Source organism: Lewinella sp. LCG006 (assembly GCF_040784935.1).
Classification (GTDB): domain Bacteria; phylum Bacteroidota; class Bacteroidia; order Chitinophagales; family Saprospiraceae; genus Lewinella.
Genome location: NZ_CP160680.1, coordinates 15853 through 29321, shown reverse-complemented (window position 1 = coordinate 29321; position 13469 = coordinate 15853). Strand labels below are relative to the sequence as shown.

Annotated in this window: 11 protein-coding genes; 4 read left to right on the top strand and 7 right to left on the bottom strand. The window is 43.9% G+C overall.

The window, feature by feature from the left end; translation table 11 throughout:
- The first annotated feature begins 7 nt into the window (after nucleotides 1–7).
- Nucleotides 8–1204 (top strand): glycosyltransferase family 4 protein, encoded by a 1197-nt coding sequence (locus AB0L18_RS00130; RefSeq protein ID WP_367390554.1) that lies wholly within the window; start codon nucleotides 8–10, stop codon nucleotides 1202–1204.
- A 26-nt stretch (nucleotides 1205–1230) separates the two neighbouring features.
- Here AB0L18_RS00130 and AB0L18_RS00125 read toward each other — a convergent pair whose 3' ends face one another.
- From AB0L18_RS00125 to AB0L18_RS00110, 4 genes are read right to left on the bottom strand one after another with little or no spacing between them, the layout of a single operon-like run.
- Nucleotides 1231–2124, bottom strand: a complete 894-nt coding sequence (locus AB0L18_RS00125) for a glycosyltransferase family 2 protein (RefSeq protein WP_367390553.1) — start codon at nucleotides 2122–2124, stop codon at nucleotides 1231–1233.
- A complete protein-coding gene (locus AB0L18_RS00120; RefSeq protein WP_367390552.1) occupies nucleotides 2121–3059 on the bottom strand; it encodes a GNAT family N-acetyltransferase in 939 nt (312 codons plus the stop codon). The genes AB0L18_RS00125 and AB0L18_RS00120 overlap by 4 nt, the downstream gene beginning before the upstream one ends.
- 6 nt (nucleotides 3060–3065) lie before the next feature.
- Nucleotides 3066–3770 carry a hypothetical protein gene (locus AB0L18_RS00115; protein ID WP_367390551.1) on the bottom strand — a complete coding sequence of 235 codons (705 nt, stop codon included), beginning with the start codon at nucleotides 3768–3770 and terminating at the stop codon, nucleotides 3066–3068.
- On the bottom strand, nucleotides 3763–4938 hold the full coding sequence (locus AB0L18_RS00110) for a glycosyltransferase (RefSeq protein ID WP_367390550.1): 1176 nt from the start codon (nucleotides 4936–4938) through the stop codon (nucleotides 3763–3765). Before AB0L18_RS00110 ends, AB0L18_RS00115 begins: the two co-directional genes overlap by 8 nt.
- A gap of 78 nt (nucleotides 4939–5016) precedes the next feature.
- On the opposite strand from AB0L18_RS00110, the gene AB0L18_RS00105 reads away from it, so the two are divergent.
- On the top strand, nucleotides 5017–6243 hold the full coding sequence (locus tag AB0L18_RS00105) for a VWA-like domain-containing protein (RefSeq protein ID WP_367390549.1): 1227 nt from the start codon (nucleotides 5017–5019) through the stop codon (nucleotides 6241–6243).
- A gap of 212 nt (nucleotides 6244–6455) precedes the next feature.
- Here the strand turns inward: AB0L18_RS00105 and AB0L18_RS00100 are convergent, their stop codons facing one another.
- Nucleotides 6456–7571: an acyltransferase family protein gene (locus AB0L18_RS00100; RefSeq protein ID WP_367390548.1), complete on the bottom strand. Its 1116-nt coding sequence runs from the start codon at nucleotides 7569–7571 to the stop codon at nucleotides 6456–6458.
- Between the two features lie 162 nt (nucleotides 7572–7733).
- Complete coding sequence (locus tag AB0L18_RS00095; RefSeq protein WP_367390547.1) at nucleotides 7734–8309, bottom strand: UbiX family flavin prenyltransferase; 576 nt, start codon at nucleotides 8307–8309, stop codon at nucleotides 7734–7736.
- Between the two features lie 187 nt (nucleotides 8310–8496).
- Between AB0L18_RS00095 and AB0L18_RS00090 the strand changes: the two genes are divergently transcribed.
- Nucleotides 8497–9003: a thioredoxin family protein gene (locus tag AB0L18_RS00090; protein WP_367390546.1), complete on the top strand. Its 507-nt coding sequence runs from the start codon at nucleotides 8497–8499 to the stop codon at nucleotides 9001–9003.
- Nucleotides 9004–9190: 187 nt separating this feature from the next.
- Here AB0L18_RS00090 and AB0L18_RS00085 read toward each other — a convergent pair whose 3' ends face one another.
- The gene (locus AB0L18_RS00085; RefSeq protein ID WP_367390545.1) at nucleotides 9191–9793 is read right to left on the bottom strand and encodes a hypothetical protein; all 603 of its coding nucleotides are present in this window, start codon (nucleotides 9791–9793) and stop codon (nucleotides 9191–9193) included.
- 460 nt (nucleotides 9794–10253) lie between these two features.
- Between AB0L18_RS00085 and AB0L18_RS00080 the strand changes: the two genes are divergently transcribed.
- On the top strand, nucleotides 10254–13415 hold the full coding sequence (locus tag AB0L18_RS00080; protein ID WP_367390544.1) for a WD40/YVTN/BNR-like repeat-containing protein: 3162 nt from the start codon (nucleotides 10254–10256) through the stop codon (nucleotides 13413–13415).
- Nucleotides 13416–13469 lie beyond the last annotated feature (54 nt).

The window sequence follows — 13469 nt, the reverse complement described above, 5'->3', positions numbered from 1 at the left end:
CTTGCTTATGGAAAATTTGATAAAGGTTTTACATCTCTTTAATAGCTATCTGCCTTTGTCTGAGCAGTGGGCTTTTGATTTAGTTCGTCACACCCCTCAAGTAGAGGTTCACATTGCGACCCGCCAATTTTTACCAAATAACTTTTATGATCCAGCTTTTAAATTTGTGACTACTTACCAGGGAGATCTGTTGAGGATTCCTTTAAAATCACCTCCTTCTTTTGCTGCTCGAATAGGAAAAAGAATAGGTAGGCATTTATTACAGCTTAGTACTACTAATGATTTTCAAATCATAAATGACTATGTATACCAGCATGAAATTCAGTTAGTACATGCCCATTTTGCACCGGTAGCAGTATATTATCTCCCTTTTTTAGAGCAAAATAATTTACCGCTGATTGTATCTTTTTATGGATACGATTACGAGTATCTACCATTTACTAAACCTCGGTATATAAAGCTTTACCAAAAAATTTTTTCTAGAGCCACATATATCCTTTGTGAAGGCCCTCATGGAATTTCAATTTTGGAAAAGATGGGTTGCCCAAAAGAAAAACTAAAAATTCAATCCCTTGGTATTGATGATATATTACCAGCTTCACCCCAAAAAAAGAATAAAGGAGAGTTAAAGCTATTGCAACTAGCTTCTTTCACAGAAAAAAAAGGTCAGTTAAACACGGTAAAAGCATTTGAGGATGCCTTTAAAACTTGCCCTAATCTAAGCTTAACATTAGCTGGTGATCATCGTGATAAAGCTTACGCTAAGAAGGTTTTAGAATATCTGGAAAACAAACCCTGGGCTGATAGGATCTCGATTCTTCCGTGGGTAAACTATCAAGAAGTGAATAAATTCATGGCTAAATATCATGTTCTCATTCAACCTAGCCAATACAGCGTAGAAAGAGATTGTGAAGGAGGGGCACCCGTATTACTACTTAAGGCACAATGGCAAGGTTTACCAATTATAGCTACTAAGCATTGTGATATTCCCAATGTTGTCAAAAATGGTGAAACAGGATTATTAGTAGCAGAAGGTGATCAACAAGCCTTAGTGAATGCTATCGCTAACTTTTATGACTTAACAGCTTTTGATTATTCCTTATTTAGTGCCAAAGCCCAACAGTTTGCTTTTTTAAAATTCAATATTAAAAAAAATGCCCGAAATTTGTTGGAGACTTATCAGGATGTTCTTTTTGAAAGGTAATTGATGTTTTCAGGAACCACCACTCCTTATGTTAATTTAGGGGCTGCCCTGGGGCTTTTAACCCTACTGAAAAACATCCCTATTCCGCGCAATAATTTAGTTATCCAACAAAAAATAAAAATAACACCAAGACTCAATTGCGTCCCCTCGTGACGATTGATATTATTCATTCTTTTAACAAAGGAAGGATTAGGAGGCAAAAAACTCTTTAATAAATTAAAGCCCCAATAAAAAGAAAATAAATTGCCACCATTGTTTATATAGATTTCTTTTTTTCCACGTCCTAGTCGTATCATTTTTTTGCAAAATGGTATCCATTCTTTTGCTTGATAACTTACAATAGGTTGATCGGTTATGCTTAAATTAAAACCTGCTTGATAAGCTCTTGTGGTCCATTCGATATCCCCTAAAGAGCGAACACAAGGAAGGAATAAATTTATTTTATTAAAAACTAACCTAGAGACAAATAAACATCCTCCGGGTAAACTTGTAAAGGTATTTGTAGTAGGACGGATAGTACTGTATAATTGATCATATCTACTTGTTAGGCTGTTCGAACGAATAAATCGCAATTGCCCTCCAACCACATCATTACCGTCTTGTAATGACTTTAATCCTAACTCAAAGAAATTTTCTAATGGAACACAATTCGAATCTAATAAGACTATAATATCACCACGAGCATGTTGTATTCCTTTATTTCTACAGGGATATGGACTTTGAATGCTAGTTTCTAATAGCCAAGTTACTTTAGTATGTTTTTCTTTTATCTTAGCCAATGAAATAGTTGATCCATTATCTACGACAATATACTCTATTTGAAATGCACTATAATCTCGGCAAAAAAGAGCAGTAAGGCAACTATCTAGTTTCACTAAGTTGTTGTAATGAGGAATAATTACACTGATGATTTTATTCATACCCCCAACAATTTTACCATCCCCTTACGTTTACTTACCTCCAAATATGCATGGGCAAGTCCCCCCATTGACTGATTACTATCCACCACATTTCCCATCATACTCCCACAAAAATCAAAGACTTGCTTGCTAGTGCTGAAATATTGAAGTGTATGCCAGATTAGCTGTTGAAACGTACCTGTTTTTCTACCGTATTCATTTAAACCTGAAGCTAGTAAGTAGACGCGCTGATGGTCATAAAAAAGAAGGACTCCCCCCAGAGTATGTCGAGCTGAACCTTGGAGTAAGAAAAGTTTTACTTGCGCTTGCTCATGTGCACTTAAAAAGAGGTGCTCTAAAAAGGCGTATGAAAATGGGGTTGGTTGATTTTGCCGTTGATAGACATTATTTAATAAAGGAAAGAACAGACTTAAGTCACTACTTTCTACTATTTGGTAATTATCAATTGTTTTGTTTAGTTTCCTTTTGACGTCCCGTCTGAAATTTTTAAAAATCGATTCAATGGGTTGATTTAAATCAATTGTATAGGTATACCGGATACCTAATTCAAAGCCAGCTTCATGAAACGGGTAGGCATATTGGAAATCTGGAAAAATAGTATGCCGAAAGGAAGTGGTAGGAGGAATCTGCTTGATAAGGTCAGGCCATGTCTTGCTTACTACCCGCATTTGCTCCAATGGATGTAGCATACCGTACCCCGCCCAAATGGGCCCTTGGTAAGTGGTCAAGGCTGGTTTATGGATTTTCGAAAGGAACCATTTACTAGTGGAATAAATAGGTAGAATACTTGGTTTGCTTGCAAAAGTAGCACCACTCACAAGCCCATTCCACTGATCTCGTCCCGCTACGGCATCCAACCACCATGGTTGATGAAATAATGGAATATCACTTGCATAAGCTTCACAATATTCACGATATCTTAGATTATTAAACATGCATTACTATTTCCAAGCCTGACGAATTTTTCTTACCAAAAAGTACCAAACAGGGTAGTAGTTGTATTGGGTAGTGACAGTCCCTCCAAAGCGATCTTTAAAATAATCTACTCCAGAAGCGTTTCCACCGTATCCTCCAAAGTCATAAGTTCGGTAGCCCAATTTACGGAAGTAGGCAAAATCTTCATGATAAAGCATGGAATTTGCTTGCCCACAGAGGTATTGCAAAATATTATCATCGGCATACTGGCGGAATGCGGAAGCATTATAAAGCCCTTTCACTTTTTTGCTAGTAAGGTCTAGCTGGTAAGCATGGGCGGCTAAAATGCCGTATTTAGGGTGAATTGCTCTGGTAATTAAAAAATCCACCTTGGTGAGAAAGTTGGCTTCGCTGATCGGATTGAGTTTCTTCTCCTTAGCGGTAGGCGAGAAGAGTGAAATAACTGCTGTTGGATTTTGGTCACGTTCAATAAAAATTTGAGCTTTCTGTGCTCGCTTTATATTTTGCCGTAGCTTTTTTGAGTATCCCTCAATTAATTGCTTTTGTGATGAGCTCAAGTCAATAAGATAAGAAGTGAAAGGCTGTCTAATGTGAGTGATCAGAAATTTACGGCAGTCACATTGTAAATAAACGGTTGCTAGGCTCAGTCTTATTTCTTCTTTGCTTGGAAAACTGATCCAGGTAAGCAACTGTTTTTTCTCCTCAATCATGATTATTCCTTTTTTGATCTAACAAAATCATGTTGTAGTGCTTTTCCCAATTTTTACAGAAGGATTGGATACTGTATTTATGATGTACATAGGCTGCCAGTTGCTGAGGAGAATATTTATTTGGTTGGTTTATTAACAATAATAGGCCCTTAGCCAAAGCTTGGCTATTATTTAAATCTACCAAAATTCCATTTTCTGAATTCACAATATCTAGTGAACCAGCAGTTTTTGTTGCAACCACAGGTACCCCACAAGCCATCGCCTCTATCATTGTCAGTCCGAAGGACTCCCTTCTAGATGCTGAGACTAGAACATCTTGTTGTTGTAGTAATGCTTTCAATTGAATACGTTCCAAACGCCCTGTAAATTCGATTTGCTCCTTTAATTGATACTTTTCGATAATTGGATAAAGCTGTTGTCTTTTTGGGATTTCATCGACCAGTGTTAGTTTTAATTTTAGATTTGTTTGCTGTTGTGCTATGCCCAAAGCTTCAATAAGAATATCTAATCCTTTGGTATGCCAAGGATCACCAATCGAAATAATAGAGAAGGTGTTGGGGCGTTTCTTTTTATTATCATCTAGTGGTGAAAAAAAATTAGTGTCGACCATGTTTGGGGTGACCAAGACGGGTGCTACTCCACAAAATTCTACCATTCTCTGTGCCAATGTATTACTAACCGCTGTTACCAGATTCGCATTTTCGCAAATCACTTGCAATTGCTTTAATTGATACCTAGGCGGAAAATAGTCGATATTGGTCCATTTTCCCAAATGCTCGGTATAGACAAAGGGGATTCCCCATTCTTTTTTTATGACGAGTGCTGCATAAGCCCCCCATAAACTGTGGGAATGAATCAAATCCGGCAGACGTCCATTACGAGTGGCTAAAAAAAAGGAGAAAGCTTTTCTTATCTGAGAAGCGTAGATAAATTGAAGAATTGCTATCCGTTTTGGAAAACAAAATCCTTGGTACTTAAAGATGGTTATACCTTCAAGGGTTTTTTCTTCCCAATTTTCCTTACCGAGGTAGGGGAGCCCCAACGCTGGATAAAAAATACTTGCAGTATCAATCACCGCTCGTATAGCTATGGCTTGCTCTCTGAAGAATAAACCACCTCCCTTTCCGTCAATATCATAAAACCAAGCTGGAAGGAAGCAAATGTCCATATTGAAAAATCAACTATCTGAGAATAAAGGTACCAAATCCTTAAGAAATATAAGATAAGGATTAGTACCCGTTATAGTGTGAGTCTTAGATTTGTTACATTGTATTGTCTTGAAATAGATTTATTCAAAACCTGGTCAAACCATCAACACATCAACCACCAACCATCAACCCCAAACACCCTCTTCCTCTCCATCACCCGCGACTTGCTCGCGCATGCCCCCTTTTTCGCTCATCTCTTAGTGCGTATCCCCAAACGAGCGGATACACAATTGTCGCTGCCTTTTGTTATCGCTTGGGAAAACCAACCGGTTTTATATTACCAACCGCGTCTGCTGAATGTGCTCAAGGATCAACAAGAATGGCTCGCCGCCTGGCTTTGTGAAGAACTACTCCATTTACTCTTGCAGCATCCTCAACAGGCAGCGAAATATCCAATAACCTGGGCTTTTCACCTCGCTGCCGACCTGGAGGTTCGCCAATATCTCCCTATCCCTTACTGCGACGACCTTTTTCAAGCGCTCTATACGCGCCTCCATCTCAACGAATTTGCCGACTTAACCACCATCTACACTGCACTACTGCGTTTGCAAGCTACACAGAAAGCAACGGAGATTTTGCCCCAGTGGCACGCCACCCTTTATTCCCAAAAGTCTCATTTTTCCTGGCCTTCGGTCGAAACGCTTCTGACGTGGCCAAGCTGGTGGTCGACCCAGGATAGCCTGCTCGCCGAATTAGGTGAAAACCCGGCTGCCTTGCATTTACAAAATCGCCTTACATCCACTCCCTCAAAGGTCTCATTACCCTGGACGACCGTCCTCCGCCGGTTTATCAGCAGTGCCCAACGTACGCAAAATCGCAACAGCCTACGTCGTCCATCCCGGCGTTTTGGTACCCTCCCTGGCATGCGTCGCCGCCGAACTACCCGATTGGCAGTGGTATTAGATACCTCAGGTAGCATCCAACCCATCCAACGGATACAGTTTTTTCGAGAAATTCAAAACCTGCAAAAACTTACCCACGAAATACACCTGATCGAAGCCGATTACCAAGTACGCGCGTCTTATCTCTTCAATGGCACTATCCCTACGATGAGTACCGGCGGTGGCCGCACCTCATTTGATCCCGCGCTGGAAGCGATCAATACCCTTGGCCCCTTCGATGGCGTCATCTATTTCACTGATGGCCAAGCCTCCCTCCCCAAAATCAAATGCCTCTCCCCATTACTATGGATCATCTGCAACACCACCCCGCCATCTTTATCTCCCAATTGGCCCGGCCAAATCACCCATTACCCCACTATGTGACTACTGTGGTAAAAAAAACACGTAACTACTACCCCCCCCCTAATTATACTGTTAAAGTCTTGTGAAGGAAATGCTAAATATCCCCAAGTATTTTTCCCACTGCCCAGAATGTCCGTAATTGTAGTCCATTAGCATCGCGCGCATCCCCTAAGAATTTGCTGTTTTTGTTTAGTGTAGGGGCGGAGAACAACCGTTCCACCGCCCTCACTTTTTTATACCTTTATAAAAATCTTCTTCGCGTAAAGCACCCACGACAAGGCCAGAAAAAACAATACGTTGGTCATCGCAAACGCAAACGACGCAAACTTTACCGATGCAAAGGCCGGCTCGTATACACTTTCCCACAACCATGTCTTGGCGGTTATGGTTTCGCCCGCCGCGTTTGTCCATTTGATGGTGTAGAGCAGTTTAGCAACAATCCCCGACATCACAAAGACAAACAAGGCATTGGTACCATACACCACAAAGGGCTTCGTCCAACCTTTATATCCTTTCAAATCCACCAACCAGTACACCGCTCCCAGAAACAGCAAAGCAGCCCCCGAAGTGTAGAGCACGTAAGAGCTGGTCCATATTTTTTTGTTAATCGGAAACACGAGATCCCAAACACAAGCCAACGACAATAAGATCACCCCAACCGCCAGCAATCCCGCCGCTTTTTCATAGCCGTCACTCGGCTTACGTAGCCACAGGCCAGCCAGCACGCCACTGATGCCCGTCCCTATTGCAGGCAAGGTGCTGAGCAGCCCTTCCGGGTCCCAGGTCTTACTTTGCGACCACAGGTGTCCGTTCATGATCGTTCGGTCCAACCAGGCTCCCAAATTAGTACTTGGTTCCAGATTAGGTGTCCCCACGCCAGGCACTGGCACCAGCGTCATCAGTGCCCAGTAGCCCAGTAGGCAACCTACGCCTACCCAGAACAATTGCCTTGGATCGAGGTAGAGAAAAAGCATCGAAGTAGCGCCGTAAACCAGTGCTATGCGCTGCAAAACACCAGGTATGCGAATGGTACCCAAATTGAAATAGGGAAAGCCATTCAGGAATAAACCAATACCAAAAATGATCAGCGTCCGCTTGATGATTTTCCGAACCAGTGTTTTGTGGTCGCCTTGTTCTTTGCGTTTACCCACCGCATAAGCAATAGCCACCCCTACGATAAAAATGAAAAAAGGAAAGATCCAGTCCGTCGGGGTCACGCCATGCCAATCAGCGTGCAGTAAAGGCGCGTAAACTTCCTCCCAACTGCCGGGATTGTTGACCAAAATCATCCCCGCAATCGTGATGCCCCGAAAGATGTCCAGTGATAATAGACGTTGTTGTTGATCCATTCCTTTTTTGTTTTGCCTGGATCAAGATAATGAGAATTAGTTACGGCATAGCTTAATCTTAAAAAACAATCTCCTGAAAACTATGTGACTGTATGAAAAACTATTGTGGCTACGTGGTTAAAAAATCCCTACCCCCTCTATCGTTCAAAAAATCATTCACCCCTACTCACCTCCCCATCGGTAAGTATCCGGCTCAAAACCAGCCAAATCCAGCACCCGATCCACTACCGTCAGGGCCAGTTCTTCAAAGGTGGTCGGTTTGCTGTAAAAGGAAGGAGTGGCTGGACAAATAATCGCTCCGGCTTCGGTCAGTAGGGTCATGTTGCGCAAGTGGAGCAGGTTATAAGGCGTATCCCTGGGGACCAAAATCAATTTCCGGCGCTCTTTCAGCATCACATCCGCTGCTCTGGTTACCAAATCATTACTAATCCCTTGCGCTATCCTTGCCAGTAGCCCCATCGAACAAGGGCAGACCAACATGCTGGTGTAGCGCGCTGATCCCGACGCGAAAGGAGCCATAAAATCGTTCTTCTGGTAGAAATCAAAAGGGTAGTCTTTGTACGATTGGTCCCCGAGCTCCAGCTCCCAATTGTAGCGGGCGTTGTCACTCATCACTACGCCTACGCGATCCCATTGCGCAGACATCTCATTGAGACGGTCAAAAAGCACTTTCGCATAAATAGATCCACTCGATCCACCCACTGCTACTACCACCCGTTGTTTATTGGCTTTATTCATTGTACTTGGTCGAAATGCGACAATAAAATGTTAAAGAATTATTAATTAGGGATCATCTAAAAACGATTACACGTATTCAACCTATTTTTATGGATGTGCTTGCCAACAACCATTGGCTTTTGTACACATTTTAATTCCATAACATCCCTGTCAGGTTACATTCCTGACGATAGTAAAAGAAAGAATAATGAGAAAAGTTGTCTTCGGAACCGGATTGTTGATAGCGCTGGCTGCTATTTTTGCTTTTGCACAACCCGCTACCCAGGTGAAAACGGCCAGTGAGGCTAAGATCAACTGGCTGACTTGGGAAGAAGCCATGGAGGCCATGGAGAAAAATCCCAAGAAAATGTTCGTCGATGTTTATACCGATTGGTGTGGATGGTGCAAACGCATGGATGCCAGCACCTTTACCGACGGTGACGTCATCGAGTTCATGAACGCCAATTTTTACGCCGTCAAATTCAACGCTGAAAGTACACCCGATCAGCAGTACAAAGGCAATACCTTGAGTTACCGCGAGGGTACTGGCCGCCGTGGTGTGCACGAGTTAGCCGTTGTCTTGCTCAACCGCCGCCTGGGTTACCCCTCTTTCGTTTACCTCGATGAGCAGCAAAATTCCCTGAAGATTTCTCCGGGATACAAAACACCAGATGTACTCCTTGCCGAGCTCAAAGCAATGGCCGCAGTTAATTAATAGCGATTCAATAAAAAGAAAAATCCCGAATCATGGTACTAACCATAGTTCGGGATTTTTTTTGGCACCCCGGCCTCGCCTTCAGACGGGCCGCCAGGCTGTTCGTTCTTATGCTCTCGCTGCGCACCGCATACCACTTCCATCCTTGGTTGATACGGGCCTGGCCCGCCAGGCTCCGCGCTCCGCACTAAAGCCGCCGCTTGCCCTTGGCACATTCTTTATCATACTCCGCCAGAATGGTGTACAAGTCCTTGAAGCGGTACCCTTTTTTACCAATAAGTCGAGTCACCTTAGGAGCGGCATCAGCCATCAATCTTTTCATCTGCCTACGAAAACCAAAGCGTTTCAAGGGCTGTATCCGGTCGCCAGGAAGCTCTACCCAGTATTGCACAACCTTCTTGTCGTGTGCAATCAGGTTACCGTTATACCATTCGTATTTTACCATGGTTTCGGGGGTTTGCAATAAGCTGATATTATCGCCTGCATACTGCAATTTTAAGTACATCCAACTGTTGCGATAGTATTTGCTTTCATAAGCCGTCACTGCTGGCCCTTCAAAAAATACAAACCCCTTTATCAAGGCCGGGTGCAGAAAATAGGGCGTACCAAAGTCATTGATGAACTCTACCATACTACCGTATTGGGTATGCTCAATAAGACCAATAGCACCCGTAAGATGATAATTGTTTTTGGTGACGATGTAACCCGTTAAGGCATCCGTGTGCTGAGCACTTAAGGTACAACACAAAATGCCGAGGGTGAAAAGCAAGAGCGTAAATTTTTTAATCATAACCTAGATGAATTGCGTGTATGCTTTAAAAATACAAATATTTTATAATCCAGTAGTAATTAGCACTTTAAAACTAGAATCATTTTGTAAATACCCGACAATCAATATTGGTTCTCCAACAAATTGAAACTTTTTTACGTTACCTGCGTATACGATTCGCGATAGATAAATCCAAATAAATTAGCACAGGCTCGTCCTGTCTTTTTCAGGTTTTCTAATTGAAAAACCAACTTCTCAAGGGTTAAGCACTGGGTTACGATGTTTTTCGTAAATTAGCAGCTTTGATCCCCTATGTATGGTCTGTTTACAACACTAAACAATGTAAAACGGGATTGTTTAGCGAAGTTTTCACCATTACAACACGGTGCAAAGCTGCAATCATCGCCGATTTTTTTCAGTATCTACATCAGTAGTACCTGTTTTAGTCGACGGTATTTCGCTTATGCCCAATATTATGAGAATGAAACACTTGCTCAAAGGGAGCTTGTTGCTGATCCTGGTTTTTGCGACCACCTCAATTGTAACAGCACAGCTCGAGACACCAAAAAGCGTCGGCCCGTTCAACGTGGCCGTGTACCAAGGCGCGCAATGGCGCAATATTGGCCCCTTCCGTGGTGGCCGTAGCGTAGCTGTTGCTGGCGTGGTGGGCAATTCACAGGTATACTACATGGGAGCCACAGGTGGTGGTGTTTGGAAAACCACCGACGCTGGCCTTAGTTGGAACAATATTTCTGATGGTTTTTTCAACGTTGGCTCTATTGGTGCCATTGGTGTAGCTCCATCTGATCCCAATGTGCTCTACGTTGGTACTGGCGAGCATGCTGTCCGCGGTGTTATGACTTCCCATGGTGATGGTATTTACAAATCTACCGACGGAGGCAAGAACTGGACCTACCTTGGGCTGGAAAATAGCCGCCATATTTCGGACATTCAGATTCATCCCCAAAATTCAGATATTGTTTACATTGCCGTTCAGGGTGCAGCTCATGGGCCCTCCGCAGACCGGGGTATTTATCGCACGCAGGATGGCGGTAAAACCTGGGAACACCTTTTCTTTGTCAACGATTTTACGGGTGCAGCTGACTTGAGTATGGACCCCTCCAATCCTAGGATTCTCTACGCTGGCATGTGGGACCATGAACGCAAACCCTGGCAAATTCGCAGCGGTGGTGAAGGCTCGGGCCTGTTCCGCTCTGTCGATGGTGGTGAAAATTGGCAGAAACTTTTTCAAGGACTCCCCGAAAGAATGGGTAAAGTGGGAGTCTCGGTATCTCCTGCCAACTCGCAAGTTGTTTACGCAAATATAGAAGCAGACAAAGGAGGTGTCTTTCGCTCTCTCGACGGTGGTGATCATTGGACGCAAGTCAATGACCAGCGGCTAACCATCGGAAGAGCCTGGTATTATACCAAAATTGTAGCCGACCCTCGTGATGAATATACGGTGTATGTCCTTAATGCACCCCTGTTGCGGTCTACCGATGGGGGACGTAGTTTTACTAGCATCCCAAACCCTCACAGCGATCAGCACGATCTTTGGATCAATCCAGCTAATCCTTCCAACATGATTCTGGCCAATGATGGTGGTGCCTGCGTCAGTTTCAACGGGGGCAAAAGCTGGTCTACCCAGGGCAATCAACCCACCGGACAGTTTTATCGGGTCATCGCCGACCAACGGTTCCCATTTTACCATGTCTATGGTGGTCAACAGGATTACTCAGCCATCGCCATTGCTACCCGCTCCCCGCGCGACGGCATCAGCGAAAAAGATTGGTACGAAGTGGCGGGAGGCGAAAGTGCTTTTGTTGCCTTCGACCCTAGCGATCCTCAACTGGTTTTCGGGGGAAGTTACCAAGGGAATATCTCCGTGTTTGATCATAAAACAGGCGAAATCAAAGACATCATGGCTTACCCTACGGTAGGCCTGGCGACCTTACCACGAGACATGAAATATCGCTTCAATTGGAATGCCCCAATTGTAGCCAGTCCGCAGGATCCTCGGGTTATCTTCCACGCTGCCCAGAAAGTACTTCGTACGAGAGATGGCGGGATCAACTGGAGCGAAATCAGCCCTGATCTTACCCGTAACGACAAATCCAAGCAAGGCCCGGGTGGCGTACCTTTTACCAATGAAGGTGCGGGAGGCGAAAACTACAATACCATCAGTTATCTAGCCTGTTCTCCTCACGATTCTTGGGTGATCTGGGCGGGCAGCGATGATGGTCTGGTACATCTCACTCGGGATGAAGGTCAAAGTTGGCAAAATGTAACACCTCCTGAATTAGAGGAGTGTCTCATCAATAGCATCGAAGTTTCTCCTCATAATCCTGCCACGGCCTATGTCGTTGCTACGCGCTATCGGTTCAATGATTTTACGCCGCTTATTTTTCGGACAGATGACTTTGGAGCCACGTGGGTAAAGATTACCAAAGGTATTGCTCCTGAAGATTTTGCCCGTGTGGTAAGAGAAGATCCGCTAAGAGAAGGCCTCCTTTACGCTGGTACAGAAACAGGCATCTATATTTCTTATAGCAATGGCCGCTTTTGGCATCGTTTCCAACTCAATCTGCCGGTTTGCCCAATCAACGATCTGACGATCCAGGGCAATGATCTTATTGCGGCAACCTCCGGAAGAGGCTTTTGGATGATTGATGATCTTGGGTTTTTACAGCAAAGTGCAGGTTACCTACTCGCAAAAAGTCCGCAGGTGTTTCGCCCTAAGCCAACCTATCGTCTGACAACCACTAATGGAGGCAATCAACAAGGCACGAACCCAGCTGCTGGCATGAGTATTGATTATTATTTACCACCTCAGATGGATACGGCTTTAGCTATCTTGGAAATCCTGGATGAGAAAGGCAATTTAGTCCGTTCATTCTCCAGCAAAGCGGATGAAAACTATACAGATTATGTAGGGGGCCCTTCCGAACAACCCCTTTTGACCAAAGGTTACGGGATTCATCGTTTTCAGTGGGACTTGCGGCGCAAGCCCATCCGGCATTTGGAAGATGTCTTTGTTTTGGGCAGTTACCAGGGAGCATTAGTACCTCCAGGTGATTATACTTTACGTTTGATTGTCGGAGATAACCGATACGAAGAAGTGGCACAGGTCTTAGCCGACCCACGTATGAAACTCAGCGGAGATGCTTACGTGGATCAACAGGAAATACTCGTTAATATCGAAAAAACGGTTGCCGATATCCATGGTTCTGTAGAGATGATGAAGGACCTGCGGGCACAAATGAAAATACTGGCGGAGCGCCTGAGTAAGCTGGGGACACAGCCGAACCTGGTAGCTAAAGCGCAAGCCATTACAGAGCAAATCAATACCTGGGAAAAGCAACTTATCCAGCCCGATCAGAAGACTTTTCAGGATGTTATCAATTTCCCTAATCGCCTCAATGCAGAGTTACTGAATTTGCATAGCCGCTGCGATGGAATTGATCCCCGAGTAACGAAAGGGGTAGAGGATCGCCTTACGGATTTGGTAGCAGAGTGGCAAGTTTTGGCAGAAGAACGCGACCTCATTATCTATAATGAAATGGCAGAATTCAATAAACTTTACAGCGAACAACAACTACCCGCGCTTTTCTTACCCGATTCAACCAGCGGGACTGCTTGGTAAACATCAAAGTACTAGGTACTTAGTATAGGGTATATGGATTAGCTTTAACTGGCT